6 protein-coding genes and 1 pseudogene are annotated in these 7363 nt (G+C 68.1%); 1 reads left to right on the top strand and 6 read right to left on the bottom strand.

What is annotated here, in order from left to right; genetic code table 11:
• Positions 1 to 864 (bottom strand): annotated as a pseudogene (locus tag NBW84_RS20655) (excinuclease ABC subunit UvrA); the annotation flags it as partial.
• A 103-nt stretch (positions 865 to 967) separates the two neighbouring features.
• On the bottom strand, positions 968 to 1417 hold the full coding sequence (locus NBW84_RS20650; RefSeq protein ID WP_250286547.1) for a helix-turn-helix transcriptional regulator: 450 nt from the start codon (positions 1415 to 1417) through the stop codon (positions 968 to 970).
• A gap of 840 nt (positions 1418 to 2257) precedes the next feature.
• Between NBW84_RS20650 and helR the strand changes: the two genes are divergently transcribed.
• Positions 2258 to 4426: an RNA polymerase recycling motor ATPase HelR gene (gene helR, locus NBW84_RS20645; protein ID WP_250286545.1), complete on the top strand. Its 2169-nt coding sequence runs from the start codon at positions 2258 to 2260 to the stop codon at positions 4424 to 4426.
• A gap of 422 nt (positions 4427 to 4848) precedes the next feature.
• Here helR and NBW84_RS20635 read toward each other — a convergent pair whose 3' ends face one another.
• The 4 genes from NBW84_RS20635 to NBW84_RS20620 form a co-directional block, all read right to left on the bottom strand.
• Positions 4849 to 5283, bottom strand: coding sequence for a PIN domain-containing protein (locus NBW84_RS20635; RefSeq protein WP_250286543.1), 435 nt, complete (start codon positions 5281 to 5283; stop codon positions 4849 to 4851).
• Entirely contained in the window at positions 5280 to 5516 is a 237-nt protein-coding gene (locus NBW84_RS20630) for a CopG family transcriptional regulator (RefSeq protein ID WP_250286541.1), read from the bottom strand. Before NBW84_RS20630 ends, NBW84_RS20635 begins: the two co-directional genes overlap by 4 nt.
• A 468-nt stretch (positions 5517 to 5984) precedes the next feature.
• Positions 5985 to 6644, bottom strand: a complete 660-nt coding sequence (locus NBW84_RS20625; protein WP_250286539.1) for an ISAs1 family transposase — start codon at positions 6642 to 6644, stop codon at positions 5985 to 5987.
• Between the two features lie 492 nt (positions 6645 to 7136).
• Positions 7137 to 7363 (bottom strand): hypothetical protein (locus NBW84_RS20620; RefSeq protein WP_250286537.1); only part of this gene is annotated, 227 nt, incomplete at its 5' end.

Below are 7363 nucleotides of genomic sequence, written 5' to 3'. Positions count from 1 at the left end.
TTGCAGCGCGTCGACGTCCTTGGACAGGAACGACTTCTGGATCTTCGGGATCAGCCCCTCGTACGTCAGGTTGACACCGTTGACTTTGATCTTGGTCGGCTCCTTGTGGAGGAGGTCGTGGAGCTCCTTCCCGGTGTACCCGCGGATCGGCTTGTCCGGGTCGAGGAAGCCGCAGCCGCTGAAGATGCGGCCGTACCAGCCGTCGACGCCGTAGCCGGGGATCGTGAGCGCACCCTCGTTGAGCGACCTGCTGTCGTCGTAGAGCGCGGACAGGTCGAAGCCGGTGACCGTTCCCCGGCCCTCGCAGCGCGGGCACATGCCGCCGGTACGGGTGAAGGTCCGCGTCACGGTTCTGCCGGCGCCGCGTTCGACCGTGATCGCCCCGCTCGCGCGGACCGAGGGGACGTTGAAGGAGAACGCGCCGGGCGGGCCGATGTGCGGCTGCCCGAGCCGGCTGAAGAGGATGCGCAGTATCGCGCCCGCGTCGGTGGCGGTGGCGACCGTGGAACGGGCGTCGACGCCCATCCGCTGCTGGTCGACGATGATCGCGGTCGTCAGCCCCTCGAGCACGTCGACCTCGGGCCGCGCCAGCGTCGGCATGAAGCCCTGCACGAAGGCGCTGTAGGTCTCGTTGATCAGCCGCTGCGACTCCGCGGCGATCGTGCCGAACACCAGCGAGCTCTTGCCCGAGCCGGAGACACCGGTGAACACCGTCAGCCTGCGCTTCGGGATCTCGATGCTGACGTCCTTGAGGTTGTTCTCGCGCGCGCCCCGCACCCGGATCAGCTCGTGACTGTCGGCAACGTTCCTGCCGGCAGCGTGCGGCGCGGGCGATCGCGGGCCCGTCCTCGTGGCCATGCTCATCCTGTCTTTCATCGGTTCATCGGTTCATCGGTCCATCGGCGTACCGGTGCATCGGTGCCGGCGGCCGCCTGACGGCCGCCACTGGCGTCGTGCGCGGGCTCCTTCACGCTAGGTGCGGCTCGGGGGCTGGCGCTTCTCGATTCCTGACCGGTCTGGTGGCCTGTTTCGCCACGCAGGACGGCATCCCCGCCGTCGCGCGCGCCGCCTGGCGCCGGTAGGCGTTCGGTGGCATACCGACCAGTTCGGTGAAGCGGCTGCTGAAGGTGCCCAGCGACGAGCAGCCGACCGCGAAACAGACCTCGGTGACGCTGAGATCGCCACGACGCAGCAGCGCCATCGCGCGCTCGATGCGCCGCGTCATGAGATAGCTGTACGGCGACTCGCCGTAGGCGCGGCGAAACTCACGGCTGAGGTGCCCGGCCGACATGTGCGCGCCGCGGGCGAGCGCCTCGACGTCCAGCGGCCGGGCGTACTCCCGGTCGATCCGGTCGCGGACGCGCCGCAGCCGCGCGAGGTCGCGCAGGCGCCGCTCCTCGGCGGCTCCGCTCGTCACCTACGAGATCGTGCCACGTCGTGCCGGAGCCGGCGTCGTTTACTCGTCCCAGTTGCCGATGCCGCTGAGCTGTCCGATCCGCTCGGCCGGCAGGCCGGTCAGCGCGGCGACGGATGGGTGGGCGAGCTGTCCAGCGTCCAGCACCTGGCCCCGCCTTGGTCCCTTCCGCGTCGAAGGTGTCGGCCGTCAGGTCGTCGAGGGACCGGATGGGCGTGTGCCTCTCGCGGCCAGGAGTTCCTCGACGGTGACCTGAGGGCGCAGCAGCGGATACAGAGAGGGTGTCCGGTCTCCGGAGTGCTCATGGACGAGGGCCTCCTCGCCGGTGTTTCCGGCTGGCTGCGAACCAGGACCAGCATACGGCGGCGTGCAGGTCGCGACCCGTGACCGGCCGCAGTCCGAAGAAACCGTCGCCTTGTCGCACACCGGTAGACGTCGGGCATTCGGCACCACCACGCCGACGGCCCGCGACCGCAAAGAGTGGCCGTCGTCGACCCTGAGAAGGGACCCGTCCTGGCAATCCTGATTTACGACCGAATTCTCGACTCGACCGAATTCTCGACTCGACCGATGAGCGGGCCGCCAAACTGGTGACCGAGCCGGTAACCGAGCTGGTGACCAATCTGGTGACCAAGTACCCGACGCCCACTCCCTGCCACTTTTAACCTATATCGTACCGGGGGGCTTGCGGCAAGGCCCGGGTCGTGCCGCAGAATAGCCGGCCGAGGCCAGGAGCTGCGGAAACGGGAGTCGCGGAATGCGTGTGTTGTTGTCGACGTATGGGTCGTGCGGGGACGGCGGGCCGCTGGTGGGACGCGCGGCGCGGCTGCGGGCGCTGATGGCGTGCACCCCTTGACCACCAGCGCGTTCGACCTTCCCTACCACCTCGCCGCCAAGGCCGGCCCGACGCTGATCGCCGGCGACGAGCAACACTTCGCGGCCATCGCGGAGAGCCTTGAGCAGTCGATCGCCGACCTGTCCGACCGCCTCGATGCCGCGCGCAGGGCGCCCGGTGGCACAGGCCAGCAGGCGATGGACCGGGACATGGAGGTCCACCGGCTGACCGCCCGCCTGCGCGTCCTGCGTCGCTTCGGCCTGGACCTGTGCCTCGGGCACATCGTCAGCGCGGACAGCCCCGAGCCCGTGTACATCGGACGGCTCGGCCTCACGGACAGCGCGGGCCGTCGGCTGCTGCTCGACTGGCGCGCGCCGGCGGCCGAGCCGTTCTTCGGAGCGACCCACGCCAACCCGATGGGCCTGGCGAGCCGCCGCAGGTATCGCTGGACCCGCGGCCGGATCAGCGACTACTGGGACGAGGTGTTCACCATGCTCACCTCGGATGGGTTCGAAGGGCACAGCGCGCTCGACGACCAGTCCGCCTTCATCGCCAGCCTGGGCGGCGACCGGTCGCCCCGGATGCGGGACGTGCTCGGCACCATCCAGGCCGACCAGGACGCCATCATCCGCGCGGGATCCGACGGCGCTCTCGTCGTCGACGGCGGTCCGGGCACGGGGAAGACCGTCGTCGCCCTGCACCGTTCCGCCTACCTTCTCTACCGTGACCCGCGCCTCGGTCACCGCCGGGGCGGCGTGCTGTTCGTCGGCCCGCATCAGCCTTACCTGGCCTACGTCGCCGACGTCCTGCCCGGCCTCGGCGAGGAGGGCGTGCAGACCTGCACCCTGCGGGACCTCGTCGCCGAGGGAGCCGCGGCAACGGTCGAGACCGACCCGGACGTGGCCCGCCTGAAGTCGTCCGCGGACCTGGTGAAGGCGATCGAGACGGCCGTGAGGTTCTACGAGGAGCCGCCCACCAGAGGGATGACGGTCACGACCGACTGGTCGGAGATCTGGCTGGGCGCCGACGCCTGGGCCGAGGCGTTCGAAGCACCAGACCCCGGCACCGCGCACAACGAGGCGCGCGAGCAGATCTGGGAGGAACTGCTCACGATCCTGATGGACAAGCACGACGTCGAGGTCGACGTCGACGTCCCGGCCGGCCTGCTCCGCCAGTCGCTGCTGCGGAACGAGGAGCTGGTCACGGCCCTCAACCGGGCGTGGCCGCTGCTCGAAGCGGCTGACCTCGTCGCGGACCTGTGGTCGGTACCCGCCTACCTGCGCAGGTGTGCCCCCTGGCTGTGCCCCGCCGAGATCCGGAAGCTGCGGCGCGAGGACGCCCGGGCCTGGACGGTGTCCGACCTGCCACTCCTGGACGCGGCACGGCAACGGCTCGGCGACCCGGGGGTGTCACGGCGCAGGCGTCGGCGGGGCGCCGCCCTCGCCGCCGAACGCGAGCGCGTGGCCAGGGTCGTCGACCACCTGCTCGCCGCCGACGACGACGGTGAAGGCGTGGTGACGATGCTGCGCGGAGAGGACCTGCGGGACGCCCTGGTCGACGAGTCCGGGCTGCCCGTTACCGGCCCGGACCCGCTCGCCGGCCCGTTCGCGCACATCGTCGTGGACGAGGCGCAGGAACTGACCGACGCGGAGTGGCAGATGCTGCTGCTGCGCTGCCCGTCCCGCAGCTTCACCATCGTCGGGGACCGCGCCCAGGCCAGGCACGGGTTCACACAGCCGTGGCGGGAACGGCTCACCCGGATCGGGCTCGACCGGATCAGCCTGGCCTCCCTGAGCATCAACTACCGGACCCCGGAAGAGGTGATGGCGGAAGCCGAGCCGGTTATCCGGGCGGTGCTCCCGGACGCCAACGTGCCGGTGTCCATCCGCGGCGGCGGCCTCCCCGTCGTGCACGGATCCGTTTCGGAGCTGGGCTCGATCCTCGACGCCTGGCTCGCCGCGCACGCCGACGGGACCGCCTGCGTCATCGGCGATCCCACGTTCCGGGCGACGCCCCGCGTCCGGTCGCTGCCCCCGGAGCTGTCGAAGGGGCTCGAGTTCGACCTGGTCGTCCTCATCGACCCGGAGACGTTCGGCGACGGCATCGAAGGAGCGGTCGACCGCTACGTCGCGATGACCCGGGCGACCCGGCAGCTCGTCATCCTCACAAGCCCCTGACGCCGGCCAGAACAACATGATCGCCATCGGGCGACCATGAAGGGCTCAAGGAGACAAGCCTGGTGCTGTCATAACGACAGCGGATTCATATCCTTGTCTTTTCGCTGCTTATCCCCAGGGCCCGTTGTTGCTGTCGGTTCCTGCTCGTAGTACCGCCAGTTGCTGGCGGCACTGGGCGCGTTTGGTGTCCACCCCGGGTTCGCGGGGTCACATGGTAGGTGACGCCGTGGTAATGGCCGACGACCGTGCCGGAGAGGGTGTAGCGCGGGTACCAGCGCACCGCCGGCACTTCCCCTCGGGCGGGAAGCGGAAGTCGGCGAACTCCGACGTCGGAACCGGCGGACGGACACGACGTCGATGCATCACTCGATCATGACTGATCGGCAGCCGAGACGGCGGGCTTCGCCAATGCAACAGTGCCGTCACAGGTCGTCCGGCAGGAGACGGAACGCCTTGTGGTTGCTGAGCGGACGTATCGCACGGAAGTCTCGCCGGTCGAGCGTGAGAACGCTGTCGGTCTCGTACTGCTCCGCCAGCACCACGTTCACTGCGTCCGCCAGGTCCAGGCGCAGGTCGGCGTACCGGCTCTGGACCGTGCGAGCCTTGCGGAGGGTATCGGCTGACACCTCTGGGACCAGGATGCGCATGGCGCCCTCCTGTTGTAACAGCCAGTCATTGACTTTATAGGCGGCCTTGCGGTCGACGTTGCGGGTGATGACGTGCTCGACTTCAGCGAACACCAGCGGGGAAACCAGGGTCACGGACGCCTCGCGCAGTGCCGCGCGGGCTGCCTGGTGTTCCGGATTGCCAATGTTGAAGGCGGCCATGAGGCCAGAGGTGCCACCAACGACGATCACGTGGCGATGCCAGTCGTGCCGTTTTTCCGGTCGACCGCTTCGTCGACCGCTTCGCGGACGTCATCTTCGGTGAGCGGGCCGCCGAAGTCGAGTGCCGGTATGTCCCAGTCGCCGGACCATCGGCGGGCGTGCAGCGCGGCGATACGGAACGCCTCGCGAAAATACTCGGATTCGGGCCGGCCTTCACGCGCTGCCGCCTCCTTGACGATCTGCAGGTATTCCTCCTCGACCATGACGGTCGTCTTCTTCAAGGCCATAGGGTTATGGTACCACCACCAGCAATATTGATCGCGATCGCCGGCTCTCGTGGGCGTTGCGGATGTCGCGTCATGCTCCCACTGTCCGTGCCCGAAACTCGTCCGTGGGCCCTGACCAGGGCTTCTGCACCACGGGTCAGCGCGACGAACGATCTACAAGCCTTCTGTGCCGCCGTGATGGGGACGGCGCACCCCGCGGGTGCCAGAAACCCGGATCGGGTCACATCGATCCGGTTGACAAGGCCGGGATCGCCAGTCGAAGATCCGCAGAGTCGATCTTCAGGACTACCCGGCAAGCCATGACAGGTCGCGCGACCCGCGCTCGGCGGGATGCCGTTCGCGCCGAGCGCACCGCGGAAGAAGCCGAAGCCGCTGAGGTCGAAGCGCTGGAGAACGAGCAGATCGTGGTGTCGGTGCGGGTACCTGCCTCCCTGGCCGAGACCCTCAAGGCCCAGGGGCGCACGGCGGCCCGACGGCAGCCAGGTTCACCTGTTCTCGGCGGCGACCCACGGCGCCGGGCTCGCAGTTGGCCAAGTCGAGGTCGATGCGAAGACCAACGAGACCAGGGTGTTTCGGACCCTGCTCCGGCACAATGGCGCTGCCAGTCACACCGGTTGGCTCTACCTGGCTGAGCAGGGCTTTCGGTGCGGGGATCTCGTTGTTCTTCGCGTCGACGGCGCGCTGGGCCAGCACGACCTGGTGGTGCTGGTCGCGAGCGGCGAGCAGGTGCCGGCCGGGAGTGTCGCCGTGGCGTGAGCCCTGCAGGGTTTTCCCATCGACCGCGATCCGCCGCCGTTCACCCTGGGGCGGCGTGGTCGCCGCGGCGGCCCAGGCACCGAGGGTCACGTCCAACATGTCGGCGTCGAGTCGGGCGAAAACCCGGCGGAACGTCCACTCGTCCGGGACCCGGGCGATCCCGAGTGCCGTGCAGACGGTCTCGCTGGCGTTCGCAGCCCACTCGCTGACCGCGGTGAACGACCGGGCGCCCGCGAGGACCGCGCAGGTCGCCAGCGTGAGCAGGATCGGTAGCTGGTGCCGCGTCCCCCGACGTTTCCTCGGATCGGTGACCTGGGCGAACACCGCCAACAGAGCCGCGGGCGGCACCAGCGCCGGTGTCGTGCGAGCCGCGATCGAGGACAGCTGATCTAGAACAGGGGCAGACGCGGATAATGGCGCGGCGGGCATGACACCTCGGGACGATCATGATGGCCTAGGAACCTTCGTGATCAATCGAGGGTCGTGCCCCCTCTGTTTCAGGGGCCCCAAAACGACTGGATTTCATACCTCATCAACACTGAAAACCATCGGTTCGGCCAATGATCCGCTACCTGGCAAATCTGCCAGGGTCCCGAAAGTGGGCATATGTATATATTTCCCTTGATCCGTTGCGCTGCGTCAGGTTGGATGTTGACACCGGCGCGGTCCGTGGGGCATTGTTCACCTATGTGGCTGAGATTTCTCCCCGTGATGTGCCGCTACATGGACTACCGGCGGACATCCAGCGCCCTCTGGCGCTGACATTCGTCCGCCCACGAACCGCACAGACCACCGCGGCAGAAGGGGCTCGGTCGGAGACCGCTATCGCAGCCTGCACCATCATTCTGCTGCCGCGATGCCGTCCAGCCTGCTTCTCGGACCTTCACCTTTACTGAAGACATCTCCTGGCGTGAAATCCATCTGAACGCCCCAGCGGCCTGTTGTGAAGTACTTATTCCCTGTGAGTTTGTCGGCTATGCCTAGAAGATCACACATAGTGATTGTTAGACCACCTAGGAGGGGCTGGTGAGTGGAGAGCTTGAGTTGCCGACGCGTGAGGATAAGAA

Origin of the sequence: Protofrankia sp. CiP1_Cm_nod2 (assembly GCF_920664355.1) — a bacterium.
Taxonomy (GTDB): Bacteria; Actinomycetota; Actinomycetes; order Frankiales; family Frankiaceae; genus Protofrankia.
This window is presented reverse-complemented; position numbering and strand designations above follow the sequence as displayed.